Here is a 12,844-nt window from a genome sequence, read left to right as displayed (position 1 = left end):
TGACGTGACGCTTGAATGCCAGCGCTGCGGGAAACCGTTTCCTTATCATGTTCACACAACGTATTGTTTCAGCCCGGTCAAAAATGATGAGCAGGCTGAAGCACTCCCGGAAGCGTATGAGCCGATTGAAGTTAACGATTTCGGCGAAATCGACCTGCTGGCGCTGGTCGAGGATGAAATTATCCTCTATCTGCCAGTGGTTCCGGTGCATGATTCTGAACACTGTGAAGTGTCCGACGCGGACATGGTTTTTGGTGAGCTGCCTGAAGAGGCGCAGAAGCCAAATCCCTTTGCCGTATTAGCCAGCTTAAAGCGTAAGTAATTGAGGAGTAAGGTCCATGGCCGTACAACAAAATAAACCAACCCGTTCCAAACGTGGCATGCGTCGTTCTCATGACGCACTGACTGCAGTTACCAGCCTGTCTGTAGACAAGACTTCTGGTGAGAAACACCTGCGTCACCACATGACTGCCGACGGTTTCTACCGCGGTCGTAAGGTTATCGCTAAGTAATCACGCGAAAGCGTGAGGCTTAGTGAGGCTACCCCGCTCGCGCGGGGTTACCGAACCAGGCGGCGACGAAACCTTGACGCGTCTGACCATTGCGTTAGATGTCATGGGGGGCGATTCAGGCCCTTCCGTGACGGTGCCTGCAGCTTTGCAGGCACTGCGCTCTAATCCACAACTCTCGCTCATCTTAGTCGGCAATCCCGACGACATCACGCCTTTACTTGCCAGAGCTGACTTCGAACAACGTTCGCGTCTGCAGGTTATCCCTGCTCAGTCAGTTATTGCCAGTGACGCGCGTCCGGCACATGCCATACGCAACAGCCGGGGAACCTCCATGCGCTTAGCGCTGGAAGAGGTGAAAGAGGGGCGCGCCGACGCCTGCGTCAGCGCTGGTAATACCGGTGCGCTGATGGGGCTTGCGAACATGCTGCTCAAGCCGCTGGCCGGCATTGAGCGCCCGGCCCTGATGACCGTGCTTCCGCATCAGCAAAAGGGTAGAACGGTGGTGCTGGATTTAGGTGCCAACGTTGATTGCGATGCCATGATGCTGGTGCAGTTTGCCATCATGGGCGCTGTGATGGCCGAAGAAGTTCTCGGTATCTCTGCCCCGAGAGTGGCGCTGCTGAACATTGGCGAAGAAGAGACGAAAGGGCCTGACAGCATTCGTGATGCGGCCGCAATGCTTAAAAATATCTCTTCTATTAATTATACAGGCTATCTTGAAGCCAACGAGCTTCTTACCGGCAAAACGGATGTGCTGGTGTGTGACGGTTTTACCGGCAATGTAACGTTAAAGACCATGGAGGGCGTTGTCAGAATGTTTCTTTCTCTGCTGAAAACGCAGGGAGAAGGTAAAAAGCGGTCATGGTGGCTGAAAATTCTTAAGCGCTGGCTACAAAAAGGCCTGATGCGGCGATTCAGTCACCTCAACCCCGACCAGTATAATGGCGCCTGTCTGTTAGGATTGCGCGGCACGGTGATTAAGAGTCATGGTGCTGCCAATCAGCGCGCGTTCAGCGTGGCGATTGAACAGGCAGTGCAGGCAGTGCAGCGTGAGGTCCCCCAGCGGATCGCCGCTCGCCTCGAATCTGTATTACCACCAAAAGACTGAGCGTACATGTATACGAAGATTATAGGTACCGGCAGCTATCTGCCAGAGCAAGTGCGTACCAACGCCGACCTTGAAAAAATGGTAGACACCTCTGACGAGTGGATTGTCACGCGTACAGGTATCCGTGAACGCCGCATCGCATCTCCGGACGAGTCCGTTTCGACAATGGGCTGCGAAGCCGCGAAGCGGGCTATTGAGATGGCCGGCCTTAGCGTTGATGATATTGGTTTGATAATTGTTGCCACCACGTCGGCAACGCACGCCTTTCCGAGCGCCGCCTGCCAGATCCAGGCGATGCTGGGCGTTAAAGGCTGCCCGGCCTTTGATGTCGCCGCGGCCTGCGCGGGTTTTACCTATGCTCTCAGCATCGCTGACCAATACGTGAAATCCGGCGCGGTCAAGCATGCGCTGGTCATTGGTTCTGACGTGCTGGCGCGCACCTGCGATCCTGAAGATCGCGGCACCATTATTATTTTTGGCGACGGCGCTGGCGCGGTCTTGCTGGGCGCTTCAGAAACGCCGGGTATCATTTCTACCCATCTGCACGCTGACGGCAACTATGGCGGACTTTTGACGCTGCCGAATGCCGACCGCATTCATCCGGAAAATCCCATCTATTTGACGATGGCCGGAAATGAAGTATTTAAAGTAGCGGTTAAAGAGCTGGCCAACATCGTCGAAGAGACGCTGGCGGCGAACGGCCTCGATCGCGCCGAGCTGGACTGGCTGGTGCCGCACCAGGCCAATCTGCGCATCATCAGCGCGACTGCGAAAAAGCTGGGTATGCCGATGGAGCACGTTGTTGTCACTCTCGACAGACACGGCAATACCTCGGCGGCGTCCGTGCCTTGCGCGCTGGATGAAGCCGTGCGCGATGGGCGCATTAAGCGCGGTCAGCTGGTGCTGCTTGAAGCTTTCGGCGGCGGTTTCACCTGGGGCTCCGCGCTGGTTCGTTTTTAATAAAGGATAACTACATGACGCAATTTGCATTTGTGTTTCCCGGACAGGGCTCTCAGGCCGTAGGTATGCTGGCCGATCTGGCTGCGCAGTATCCGGTGATTGAAGAGACTTTTGCTGAAGCTTCAGCGGCACTGGGCTATGACCTTTGGGCGCTGACCCAGCAGGGACCAGCGGAAGAACTGAATAAAACCTGGCAGACACAGCCTGTGCTGCTGACGGCATCCGTAGCGCTGTATCGCGTCTGGCAGCAGCAGGGCGGTAAAGCGCCGGCGCTGATGGCCGGCCACAGCCTGGGCGAATACTCCGCGCTGGTTTGTGCGGGCGTGATTGATTTCGCTGACGCGGTGCGCCTGGTTGAACTGCGCGGTAAATTCATGCAGGAAGCCGTGCCTGAAGGCACCGGCGGCATGTCGGCCATTATCGGCCTTGACGATGCGTCAATTGCTAAAGCCTGCGAAGAGTCGGCGCAGGGACAGGTGGTTTCACCGGTCAACTTTAACTCGCCGGGCCAGGTGGTTATCGCCGGCCACAAAGAAGCCGTCGAACGCGCGGGCGCCGCCTGTAAAGCCGCCGGCGCCAAGCGCGCGCTGCCGCTGCCGGTTAGCGTGCCTTCCCACTGCGCGCTGATGAAGCCCGCGGCTGAAAAACTGGCGGCCGAGCTGGCTAAGATCACCTTCAACGCACCGCAGATTGCGGTGGTTAACAACGTTGATGTTAAGAGCGAGACCGCCGCTGATGCCATCCGCGACGCGCTGGTTCGCCAGCTTTATAGCCCGGTACAGTGGACTAAAACCGTTGAGTTTATGGCCGCGCAGGGCGTAGAGCAGCTCTATGAAGTTGGCCCGGGCAAGGTACTTACCGGCCTGACAAAACGTATTGTTGACACCCTGACCGCAGCGGCAATTAATGAGCCTGTCGCGATGTCAGCGGCGCTTGAGCAATAACGAGAGGAAAACAAAACCATGAGTTTTGAAGGAAAAATTGCGCTGGTAACGGGTGCAAGCCGCGGCATTGGCCGCGCTATCGCTGAAACGCTCGCAGCACGCGGCGCGAAGGTGATTGGTACCGCGACCAGCGAAAGCGGTGCGCAGGCGATTAGCGACTATTTAGGCGCCAACGGTAAAGGTTTGGCGCTGAATGTGACCGATCCTGCATCTATTGAATCGGTTCTGGGAAATATTCGCGCAGAGTTTGGCGAAGTGGATATTCTGGTCAATAATGCCGGGATAACTCGCGACAATTTGCTGATGCGGATGAAAGATGACGAGTGGAACGATATTATCGAAACCAACCTGTCATCAGTATTCCGTCTGTCAAAAGCGGTAATGCGCGCTATGATGAAAAAGCGCCATGGTCGTATCATTACTATCGGTTCTGTGGTTGGTACCATGGGAAATGCGGGTCAGGCCAACTATGCTGCGGCAAAAGCGGGTCTGATTGGCTTCAGTAAATCTCTGGCGCGCGAAGTCGCGTCGCGGGGGATTACTGTAAACGTTGTTGCTCCGGGTTTTATTGAAACGGACATGACGCGTGCGCTGACCGATGAGCAGCGCGCGGGTACACTGGCAGCCGTTCCTGCGGGGCGCCTGGGCTCCCCAAATGAAATTGCCAGTGCGGTTGCATTTTTAGCCTCCGACGAAGCAAGCTATATCACCGGTGAAACGCTGCATGTTAATGGCGGGATGTACATGGTCTGACGATGCTTTGTACAAAATGCTCATGAACCGCGCACTCCGTGCTATTTCATGAAACATTATGTACAAAATGATTTGCGTTATTAGGGCTAATGCCCGCAAAATAGCGTAAAATCGTGGTAGACATGCCGGGATTTAGTTGCAAATTTTTCAACATTTTATACACTACGAAAACCATCGCGAAAGCGAGTTTTGATAGGAAATTTAAGAGTATGAGCACTATCGAAGAACGCGTTAAGAAAATTATCGGCGAACAGCTGGGCGTTAAGCAGGAAGAAGTTACCAACAATGCTTCCTTCGTTGAGGACCTGGGCGCTGATTCTCTTGACACCGTTGAGCTGGTAATGGCTCTGGAAGAAGAGTTTGATACTGAGATTCCGGACGAAGAAGCTGAGAAAATCACCACTGTTCAGGCTGCCATTGATTACATCAACGGCCACCAGGCGTAAGTGAACATCTCCAGGCGGTCATTCGACCGCCTGAGTTTTATCTTTTAATTCCCACTTTTTTTCTTTTTTTATCCCTCCCTGGAGGACAAACGTGTCTAAGCGTCGTGTAGTTGTGACCGGACTGGGCATGTTGTCTCCTGTCGGCAATACCGTAGAGTCTACCTGGAAAGCTCTCCTTGCCGGTCAGAGTGGCATCAGCCCGATCGACCATTTCGATACTAGCGCCCACGCAACGAAATTTGCTGGCTTAGTAAAGGATTTTAACTGTGAGGACATTATCTCGCGCAAAGAACAGCGCAAGATGGATGCCTTTATTCAATATGGAATTGTCGCTGGCGTTAAGGCCATGCAGGATTCTGGCCTTGAAGTGACGGAAGAGAACGCCACGCGTATTGGTGCTGCTATTGGCTCCGGTATCGGCGGTCTTGGTTTAATCGAAGAGAACCACAGTTCGCTGGTTCAGGGCGGTCCCCGCAAAATAAGCCCGTTCTTCGTACCGTCCACAATTGTTAACATGGTGGCAGGTCACCTGACCATCATGTACGGACTGCGTGGCCCAAGCATCTGTGTCGCAACTGCCTGTACTTCCGGCGTGCATAACATCGGTCACGCGGCACGAATGATCTCTTATGGTGACGCCGATGCAATGCTGGCCGGCGGCGCTGAAAAAGCAAGTACCCCGCTGGGCGTTGGCGGTTTTGGCGCTGCCCGTGCGCTCTCTACCCGCAACGACGACCCGCAGGGCGCAAGTCGTCCGTGGGATAAAGATCGCGACGGTTTCGTGCTCGGTGATGGCGCAGGTATCCTGATGCTGGAAGAGTACGAACACGCTAAAAAACGCGGCGCTAAAATCTATGCGGAGATTGTCGGTTTTGGCATGAGCAGCGATGCTTACCACATGACCTCGCCGCCGGAAAACGGTGCGGGTGCTGCACTGGCAATGGCGAATGCCATTCGTGATGCCGGTATCGATCCGAGCCAGATTGCCTACGTGAACGCGCACGGCACCTCCACCCCTGCGGGTGATAAAGCCGAAGCGCAGGCCGTGAAGAGCATTTTTGGCGAGGCCGCCAGCCGCGTGCTGGTCAGCTCCACCAAATCCATGACCGGCCACCTGCTGGGTGCCGCGGGCGCAGTCGAGTCCATCTTCTCGATTCTTGCTCTGCGCGATCTGGCGGTTCCGCCAACCATCAACCTGGATAATCCGGATGAAGGTTGCGATCTGGACTTCGTTCCGCATGAAGCGCGCCAGGTCAGCGCCATGGACTACACGCTGTGTAACTCCTTCGGCTTCGGCGGTACTAACGGCTCAATTATCTTCAAAAGAGTGTGATTCCTGCGCTGTTTGACTAAGGCCTGCTCAGCAGGCCTTTTCTTTAAGTATTCTCTGCTTGTGCTCAAACCCTCCTCCTGCCAGACTTTCTGGCCTCTCAACAAGGAGCTTTTATGTTCTTGATCAATGGAACAGAGCAGAGTTCTCTGGCGGCAGACGATCGCGGGATCCAGTACGGCGACGGCTGTTTTACCACTGCGCGTATTCAGCAGGGGCAGGTTGCTCTGCTGGACAAGCACCTGGCGCGCCTCAGGCACGCCTGCGGGGCGCTGTTTATTCCCTTCATCAAATGGGCAACATTAGAGCAGGAGATGATAGCGCTTGCCGAGACGCAGCGCGAGGGCGTGCTGAAGGTAATCATCACTCGCGGCAGCGGCGGGCGCGGATACAGCACTTCAGGTTGCCAGATGCCGGCGCGTATTCTCTCTGTGTCATCGCTTCCCACGCACTATCCCCGCTGGCGACAGGACGGCATTGCGCTCTCCCTGAGCCCCATTCGCCTGGGGCGCAATCCGGCCCTTTCCGGACTCAAGCACCTTAATCGCCTCGAGCAGGTTCTGGTTCGCAGACATCTTGAGCAGACGAGCGCCGATGAAGCGCTGGTCCTTGACAGCGACGGCTGGGTTACGGAATGCTGTGCGGCAAATATACTCTGGCGCGCCGGCGATACGGTATTTACTCCGCGCCTGGACTACGCAGGTGTGAATGGAATTATGCGCCAGCGCTGCCTTGAGCTGCTGGCGAAAAGCCGCTACAGCGTGGTGGAAGTGAGCGCGGATGCCGACGCCGTGCGCCGGGCTGACGAGGTGCTTTTATGTAATTCCCTTATGCCTGTGGTTCCCGTGAGCACGTTTGACGAAGTCAGCTATCTTTCGCGCGCGCTCTTTTCCTATCTTGCCCCCCTTTGTGAGCAGTCAATTTCGTCATGAAGAAAATGTTTCGCTTTATTCTGCTGCTGCTGGCGGCGTTTATCATCGCCGCCGGCGTCGGCGTGTGGAAAGTTCGTCAGCTGGCGGACAGCAAGATCTTAATTTCTCAGGAAACGATCTTTACGCTTAAGCCCGGCACCGGGCGCCTGGCCCTTGGTGACCTGCTGTATGAGGCCAAAATTGTCAACCGCCCGCGGGTATTTCAGTGGCTGCTCAAAGTCGAGCCCGATCTCGCGCACTTTAAAGCCGGCACCTACCGCTTTACTCCCGGCATGACCGTACGGCAGGCTATGGCGCTGCTGGCCAGCGGCAAAGAGGCGCAGTTCCCGCTGCGCTTCGTCGAGGGCATGCGGGTCAGCGACTATCTGAAACAACTGCGGGATGCGCCGTACGTGAAGCACACTCTCAAAGATGACAGCTATGCCACCCTTGCTGAGGCGCTAAAACTGGATAATGCTGATCGGGTTGAAGGCTGGTTCTGGCCGGACACCTGGATGTATACCGCTAACACCAGCGATATCGCCATTCTTAAACGCTCGCACCTGAAGATGGTAAAAGCGGTAGACGCCGCCTGGGACGGGCGCATGAAGGATCTGCCCTATGATGATAAGAATGCGCTGGTAACCATGGCCTCGATTGTAGAGAAAGAAACCGCTGTTGCGGACGAGCGCGATCGCGTGGCGTCGGTGTTTATCAACCGCCTGCGCATCGGGATGCGCCTGCAAACGGATCCCACCGTCATTTACGGCATGGGCGACCGCTACACCGGCAGGCTGACCCGCAAGGATCTGGAGACGCCAACGCTGTATAATACCTACGTTATTGCCGGCCTGCCGCCGGGTCCTATCGCCACGCCGAGCGAAGCGTCGCTCAACGCGGCTGCCCATCCGGCCAAAACGCCGTATCTCTATTTCGTCGCAGACGGCAAGGGGGGGCACACGTTTAATACCAATCTCGCCGGCCACAACCGCTCGGTGCAGGATTACCTGAAAGTTCTGAAGGAAAAAAATGCGCAGTAAATATATCGTCATTGAGGGCCTGGAAGGCGCCGGCAAGACCAGCGCCCGCGACGCTATCGTGGAGACGCTCAACCAGCTTGGCGTGCACGATCTGGTTTTTACCCGCGAACCGGGGGGCACTGTTCTTGCTGAAAAGCTTCGCAGTCTGGTGCTGGACATTAAGTCCGTTGGCGATGAAGTCATTACCGACAAAGCGGAAGTGCTGATGTTCTACGCTGCCCGGGTACAGCTGGTGGAGTCCGTCATTAAGCCGGCCCTGGCCGCGGGTAAGTGGGTTATCGGCGACCGTCACGATCTTTCTACGCAGGCCTATCAGGGCGGCGGGCGCGGTATCGATCGGCATCTGCTGGAAACCCTGCGCGATGCGGTGCTGGGGGATTTTCGTCCGGACCTGACGCTCTATCTGGATGTCACTCCTGAAATTGGCCTCGGGCGCGCCCGCGCCAGGGGCGCGCTGGACCGCATTGAGGCCGAGTCCCTCAACTTTTTTAACCGTACCCGTGAGCGCTATCAGGCGCTGGCGGCCGCAGATCCCTCGATTCACACCATTGATGCCACCCGAACGCTGGAAGAGGTCACCGCCAGCATTCGGGCTGCGGTGACGGCGTGGGTGCAGGAGCAGGGTGCATGAAGTGGTACCCGTGGCTAAGGCCGCCGTTTGAGCAGCTGGTCGCCAGCTATCAGGCGGGAAGAGGGCACCACGCGCTGCTGGTACAGGCGCTGCCCGGAATGGGCGAGGATGCGCTGGTCTATGCGCTGTGCCGCTATTTAATGTGCCACTCCCCGGAAGGGAGCAAAAGCTGCGGCAAATGCCACAGCTGCCAGCTGATGCAGGCGTGCACGCATCCGGACTATTACGTTGTCCAGCCCGAAAAGGGCAAAAACAGCGTCGGCATTGACGCGGTGCGCGGCGTTGCGGAGAAGCTGTACGAGCACGCGCGCCTCGGCGGGGCGAAAGTGGTGTGGATAAGCGATGCTGCGCAGCTTACCGAGGCGGCGGCCAGCGCCCTGCTCAAAACGCTGGAAGAACCACCGGAAAACACCTGGTTTTTCCTCGTGGCCCGTGAGCCGGCGCGGCTGCTGGCAACGGTGCGCAGCCGCTGCCGCCACTTCCATCTGGCGCCGCCCCCGGAAGCCTACGGGCTTGCCTGGCTTAACAGGGAGGTGACAACGTCACCTGAAGCGGCGCTTGCTGCGCTGCGCCTGTGCGGTGGTGCGCCCGCCGCTGCGCTGACTCTTTTAGATGAGGCCCACCAAACAGCTCGCGGCCAGCTGATTGCTGCGCTGGAAAATGTATTGAGACAGGGCGACTGGCTAACGCTGTTGCCGGTGCTGAATCACGATACCGTTGCCGAGCGCCTGTATGCCCTGACGTCTCTGCTGCTGGACGCTGCCAAGCTGCAGCAGGGCATTACGCTGCTGGCCAATGCCGACGCGCCCGGACTCGTTCACCAGCTGGCAAATAAAATATCCAGCCAGCGACTGCGGGCAATCATTAATGATGCCTGCGAATGCCGCGAGCAGCTGCTTAGCGTCACCAGCCTGAACCGTGAGCTAATGCTCAATAACAGCTTACTGCGCTGGGAGCACTGGCTCACGCCGGGCGCGGTACTCCCCGTATCCCCTTTTTAAGAGAGAAACCATGTTCTTAGTTGATTCCCACTGCCATCTTGATGGTCTCGATTACGAGACCCTGCACAAAGACGTGGACGACGTGCTGGCAAAAGCCGCCGCGCGCGACGTGAAGTTCTGCCTCGCGGTGGCGACTACGCTGCCGGGCTACCGGGCCATGCGCACGCTAATTGGCGAACGTCCGAACGTGGCATTCTCCTGCGGGGTGCATCCGCTTAACCAGGATGACGAGTACGATCCGCAGGAGCTGCGGCAGCTGGCGGCTGAGCCGGGCGTGGTAGCGATGGGAGAAACGGGGCTGGACTATTTTTACACCCCGGAAACTAAAGCGCGCCAGCAGGCCTCATTTGCCCACCATATCCGCATCGGCCGCGAGCTTAATAAGCCGGTTATTGTGCATACCCGCGATGCCCGTGAAGATACGCTGGCAATACTGCGCGAAGAAAAAGTGACGGATTGCGGCGGCGTACTACACTGTTTCACAGAAGACACAGAAACGGCGGGCAAGCTGCTTGATTTAGGGTTCTACATCTCCTTTTCGGGCATATTGACTTTCCGCAATGCGGAGCAACTGCGCGAGGCCGCGCGCTACGTGCCGCTGGACAGGATCCTGGTGGAAACCGACTCTCCCTATCTGGCGCCGGTTCCGCACAGGGGTAAAGAGAATCAGCCTGCAATGACCCGCGACGTGGCCGAGTATATGGCGGTCCTGAAAGGCGTCACTCTGGAACAGCTGGCGCAGCAGACCAGCAAAAACTTCTCAGCGCTGTTTCACGTTGATCTCTCCAGCCTGCAGCCCGCCTGATTATTTGATTTATTTTTCGCATCGAAATTAATAGCTAAACCAGGTAAAGTACGCCGCCGTGAAAACGGCGGTAGCTGACGCTTTTGCTCAAATTTCGGCCTGCCAGAACAAGTTATAAGCAGTCATTTACACTGTTACAAGCTGAAACGTGACAGCCATCAAACAAACATCGGCTTAATTATTTTACTCTGTGTAATTAATAAAAGGGCGCTCAGACGTCCTGTTAACGACGAGGTTCTCCCCCCTCGGACATGCGCGAAAGCGTAATAAAAGCATAAATACTCAGGAGCACTCTCTATTATGTTTAAGAACGCATTTGCTAACCTGCAAAAGGTCGGTAAATCGCTGATGCTGCCAGTTTCCGTACTGCCTATCGCAGGTATCCTGCTGGGCGTCGGATCGGCAAACTTCAGCTGGCTGCCAGCCGTCGTCTCCCACGTTATGGCGGAAGCCGGTGGGTCCGTGTTCGCCAACATGCCGCTGATTTTCGCTATCGGCGTGGCGCTGGGCTTTACCAATAACGACGGCGTTTCGGCGCTGGCCTCCGTCGTGGCTTACGGCATTATGGTTAAAACTATGGCCGTGGTTGCGCCGCTGGTGCTGCATTTACCGCCAGAAGAGATAACCGCTCAACACCTTGCCGATACCGGTGTGCTTGGCGGCATTATCGCAGGTGCCATCGCAGCCTACATGTTCAACCGCTTCTATCGCATCAAGCTGCCTGAGTATCTGGGCTTCTTTGCCGGTAAGCGCTTCGTGCCGATCATCTCTGGCCTCACTGCCATTATCACCGGCGTCCTCCTGTCCTTCATCTGGCCGCCAATTGGCTCGGCCATTCAGGAGTTCTCCCAGTGGGCGGCCTACCAGAATCCGGTTGTGGCTTTTGGTATCTACGGCTTTATCGAGCGCTGCCTGGTGCCGTTCGGCCTGCACCACATCTGGAACGTTCCTTTCCAGATGCAAATTGGTGAATACACCAACGCCGCGGGCCAGGTTTTCCACGGCGACATTCCGCGCTATATGGCGGGCGACCCGACTGCGGGTAAACTTTCCGGCGGCTTCCTGTTTAAAATGTACGGCCTGCCGGCGGCAGCGATCGCTATCTGGCATTCGGCGAAACCTGAAAACCGCGCCAAAGTGGGCGGGATCATGATCTCCGCAGCGCTGACCGCGTTCCTGACCGGTATCACCGAGCCTATCGAATTCTCGTTCATGTTCGTGGCGCCGATCCTGTACGTTATCCACGCCATTCTGGCGGGACTGGCGTTCCCGATCTGCATCCTGCTCGGGATGCGTGACGGGACTTCCTTCTCTCATGGCCTGATTGACTTTGTGGTTCTGTCCGGCAACAGCAGCAAGCTGTGGCTGTTCCCGATTATCGGTATCGGCTACGCCATCGTGTACTACACCGTTTTCCGCGTGCTTATCAAAGCGCTGAACCTGAAAACGCCGGGTCGCGAAGATGCCAGCGAAGACAGTAAAGCAGCAGCATCCGGTGAAATGGCACCGGCGCTGGTGGCGGCTTTCGGCGGTAAAGAGAACATCACTAACCTCGATGCCTGTATTACCCGCCTGCGCGTCAGCGTTGCCGACGTAGCGAAAGTGGATCAGCCTGGCCTTAAAAAGCTGGGTGCGGCTGGGGTAGTGGTCGCCGGTTCAGGGGTTCAGGCGATTTTCGGTACGAAATCGGACAACCTGAAAACCGAAATGGACGAGTACATCCGCAACAGCTAAGCGCTGCGGGTCGGGGAGCCCGGACCCGCACTGCTGTCTTATCAAGCGACCGCCCCCGTGGTCGCTTTTTCATTTCCGCCATCCCGCTTCGGTTTTCCTGCCGCCACGCGCCATTTTCGCAATACAGTCCGGGAACGGCCTTTTGCGCCACCTGCGCCGCAAAGTCAGGCATGCAGGCTCTGATACGGTTAAGGAAGCATCAGCCGGGAAATTCGCGGCAAGAAAAATTGCAATCGGGTTGATAGAATAGGCGTAAGTCGCTCATACTCTTACGCGCTTATCAGAAGCGCTGATTGCCAAACGGCCAAAATCATAAAGGAAAAAACTCATGGCAGAAGAAACGATTTTCAGCAAAATTATCCGCCGCGAAATCCCCTCCGATATCGTCTATCAGGATGAGCTGGTCACTGCCTTTCGTGATATTTCGCCCCAGGCGCCAACCCATATTCTCATTATCCCTAACGTGCTGATCCCCACCGTCAACGACGTCACCGCCGAACACGAACAGGCTCTCGGACGCATGATGACGGTGGCGGCTAAAATTGCCCGGGACGAAGGTATTGCCGATGACGGCTACCGGCTGGTGGTTAACTGCAACCGCCACGGTGGGCAGGAGGTGTACCACATTCATATGCACCTGCTGGGCGGCCGCCCGCTGGGCCCGCTGCT

At 56.6% G+C, this 12,844-nt stretch carries 15 protein-coding genes; all 15 read left to right on the top strand.

The window, feature by feature from the left end:
* A partial coding sequence (locus tag QZ766_RS06780) for a YceD family protein (RefSeq protein ID WP_297199224.1) occupies window positions 1-322 on the top strand: 322 nt, incomplete at its 5' end.
* 16 nt (window positions 323-338) lie between these two features.
* On the top strand, window positions 339-512 hold the full coding sequence (rpmF, locus tag QZ766_RS06775; protein WP_297199221.1) for a 50S ribosomal protein L32: 174 nt from the start codon (window positions 339-341) through the stop codon (window positions 510-512).
* A 73-nt stretch (window positions 513-585) separates the two neighbouring features.
* Window positions 586-1,620 (top strand): phosphate acyltransferase PlsX, encoded by a 1,035-nt coding sequence (plsX, locus tag QZ766_RS06770; RefSeq protein ID WP_297199219.1) that lies wholly within the window; start codon window positions 586-588, stop codon window positions 1,618-1,620.
* A gap of 6 nt (window positions 1,621-1,626) precedes the next feature.
* Complete coding sequence (locus tag QZ766_RS06765) at window positions 1,627-2,580, top strand: beta-ketoacyl-ACP synthase III (protein WP_297199215.1); 954 nt, start codon at window positions 1,627-1,629, stop codon at window positions 2,578-2,580.
* A 14-nt stretch (window positions 2,581-2,594) separates the two neighbouring features.
* Entirely contained in the window at window positions 2,595-3,524 is a 930-nt protein-coding gene (gene fabD, locus QZ766_RS06760; RefSeq protein ID WP_297199212.1) for an ACP S-malonyltransferase, read from the top strand.
* Between the two features lie 18 nt (window positions 3,525-3,542).
* The gene (gene fabG, locus QZ766_RS06755) at window positions 3,543-4,277 is read left to right on the top strand and encodes a 3-oxoacyl-ACP reductase FabG (protein WP_297199209.1); all 735 of its coding nucleotides are present in this window, start codon (window positions 3,543-3,545) and stop codon (window positions 4,275-4,277) included.
* Between the two features lie 209 nt (window positions 4,278-4,486).
* The gene (gene acpP, locus QZ766_RS06750) at window positions 4,487-4,723 is read left to right on the top strand and encodes an acyl carrier protein (protein WP_000103754.1); all 237 of its coding nucleotides are present in this window, start codon (window positions 4,487-4,489) and stop codon (window positions 4,721-4,723) included.
* Window positions 4,724-4,814: 91 nt separating this feature from the next.
* A complete protein-coding gene (gene fabF, locus QZ766_RS06745; RefSeq protein WP_297199191.1) occupies window positions 4,815-6,056 on the top strand; it encodes a beta-ketoacyl-ACP synthase II in 1,242 nt (413 codons plus the stop codon).
* A gap of 113 nt (window positions 6,057-6,169) precedes the next feature.
* Window positions 6,170-6,985, top strand: a complete 816-nt coding sequence (pabC, locus tag QZ766_RS06740) for an aminodeoxychorismate lyase (RefSeq protein WP_297199189.1) — start codon at window positions 6,170-6,172, stop codon at window positions 6,983-6,985.
* Window positions 6,982-8,004: a cell division protein YceG gene (gene yceG, locus QZ766_RS06735; protein ID WP_297199187.1), complete on the top strand. Its 1,023-nt coding sequence runs from the start codon at window positions 6,982-6,984 to the stop codon at window positions 8,002-8,004. The genes pabC and yceG overlap by 4 nt, the downstream gene beginning before the upstream one ends.
* A complete protein-coding gene (gene tmk / locus QZ766_RS06730; RefSeq protein ID WP_297199185.1) occupies window positions 7,994-8,635 on the top strand; it encodes a dTMP kinase in 642 nt (213 codons plus the stop codon). The genes yceG and tmk overlap by 11 nt, the downstream gene beginning before the upstream one ends.
* Window positions 8,632-9,636, top strand: coding sequence for a DNA polymerase III subunit delta' (gene holB, locus QZ766_RS06725; RefSeq protein ID WP_297199182.1), 1,005 nt, complete (start codon window positions 8,632-8,634; stop codon window positions 9,634-9,636). Before tmk ends, holB begins: the two co-directional genes overlap by 4 nt.
* A gap of 10 nt (window positions 9,637-9,646) precedes the next feature.
* A complete protein-coding gene (locus tag QZ766_RS06720) occupies window positions 9,647-10,441 on the top strand; it encodes a metal-dependent hydrolase (protein WP_297199179.1) in 795 nt (264 codons plus the stop codon).
* Between the two features lie 300 nt (window positions 10,442-10,741).
* The gene (gene ptsG / locus QZ766_RS06715) at window positions 10,742-12,175 is read left to right on the top strand and encodes a PTS glucose transporter subunit IIBC (RefSeq protein WP_297199176.1); all 1,434 of its coding nucleotides are present in this window, start codon (window positions 10,742-10,744) and stop codon (window positions 12,173-12,175) included.
* Between the two features lie 328 nt (window positions 12,176-12,503).
* Window positions 12,504-12,844: purine nucleoside phosphoramidase (hinT, locus tag QZ766_RS06710; protein WP_297199172.1), on the top strand; the 341-nt coding region annotated here is incomplete at its 3' end.

The sequence above is a fragment of the uncultured Pluralibacter sp. genome, assembly GCF_913775985.1.
Taxonomy (GTDB): Bacteria; Pseudomonadota; Gammaproteobacteria; order Enterobacterales; family Enterobacteriaceae; genus Pluralibacter.
This window is presented reverse-complemented; position numbering and strand designations above follow the sequence as displayed.